The 1,439-nt window shown below is 71.2% G+C and carries 1 protein-coding gene; it reads right to left on the bottom strand.

What is annotated here, in order from left to right:
* A partial coding sequence (locus D7X12_RS41330; protein WP_120630561.1) for a non-ribosomal peptide synthetase occupies nucleotides 1–1,439 on the bottom strand: 1,439 nt, incomplete at both ends.

The raw sequence follows: 1,439 nt of genomic DNA, 5'->3' as shown, positions 1-1,439 counted from the left end.
CGCACGCGCGAGACGAGCTGCGTGGCCAGGAGCGAGTGGCCGCCGAGGGCGAAGAAGTCGTCGTGGATGCTGACCTGCTCGCGACGCAGGACGAGGGCGAAGACTTCGGCGAGCTTCTCCTCGGTGGGATTGCGAGGGGCCACGAAGTCCGCGAGGGGCGAGGCGTCGGGCGCGGGCAGGGCCTTTCTGTCGAGCTTGCCGTTGGCGTTGAGGGGCAGGGCCTCCAGGACGAGGAAGGCGGAGGGCACCATGTACTCGGGCAGCCGCTCCTTGAGGAACGCGCGCAGCACGGTGGTGTCCACCTGCTGTCCTGAAGCAGGGATGAGATAGGCGACGAGGCGCTTGTCGCCGGGGACGTCTTCGCGCGCGAGGACGACGGCCTCGTGAACGGAGGCGTGCGCGAGGAGCGAGGCTTCGATTTCCCCCAGCTCGATGCGGAAGCCGCGCACCTTTACCTGGAAGTCGAGCCGCTGCAGGTAGTCCAGCTGCCCGTCGGCGCGCCAGCGCACGACGTCACCGGTGCGGTAGAGCCGGGCACCCGGCGTGGAGGCGAAGGGGTGCGGAATGAAGCGCTCGGCACTCAGCGCCGGCTGGCCGAGGTAACCCCAGGCGAGGCCTTCACTGGCGAGGAAGAGCTCGCCGGGGACGCCAACGGGCACCGGGTTCAGGTGCGCGTCGAGGACGTAGGTGCGGGTGTTGGCGATGGGCCGGCCGATGGGAGGCCGGGTGCCGTCGTCCCGCGCGGTGGCGGCCACGGGAGTGAAGGTGGCGACGACGGTGCTCTCGGTAGGGCCGTAGTGGTTGAAGAGGGTGGCGGGCACCGAAGCCGGCGGGCCGTGGTGCAGGGCATCGCCGCCCGTCAGCAGGGCGCGCAGGGCCATGGGCTTGGGCCACTCTTCACGCAGGACGGCCTCCGCCAGGGGCGTGGGCATGAAGCAGGTGGTGATGGCTTCCGTGGCCAGCCAGCGCAGCAGTTGGGCGGGCTCGGCGCGCACGGCGTCCGGAGGCACGACGAGGCTCGCGCCGGAGGCGAGCGAAGGCCAGACCTCCCAGGTGGAGGCGTCGAAGGCGACGCCCGCGGTGAGGGCCGTCCGGTCCGAGGGTGCCAGGGCATAGGTGCGCTGGTGCCACGCGACGAGGTTCATCAACCCGCGGTGGTGTACGGCGACGCCCTTGGGCCGCCCCGTGCTGCCCGACGTGTAGATGACGTAGGCGAGGTCGTCCGCGCCCACGGTCTGCACCGGCAGTGGCGCTCGTGGGGCAACAGCTTCCGTCTCCGCGCCCACGGCATGCACCGGTAGTGGCGCACGCTGCGCGACAACTTCGTCCAGCGGGAGCACGCGCGTGGAGAGCGCGGGCAGAGACGCGCGCAGGTGCTGCTGGGTGAGGAGGACGGAAGCAGCGCTGTCCTCCAGCATGAAGGTGAGCCGCTCGGGAGG

The organism is Corallococcus sicarius, assembly GCF_003611735.1.
Classification (GTDB): Bacteria; Myxococcota; Myxococcia; order Myxococcales; family Myxococcaceae; genus Corallococcus; species Corallococcus sicarius.
This window is presented reverse-complemented; position numbering and strand designations above follow the sequence as displayed.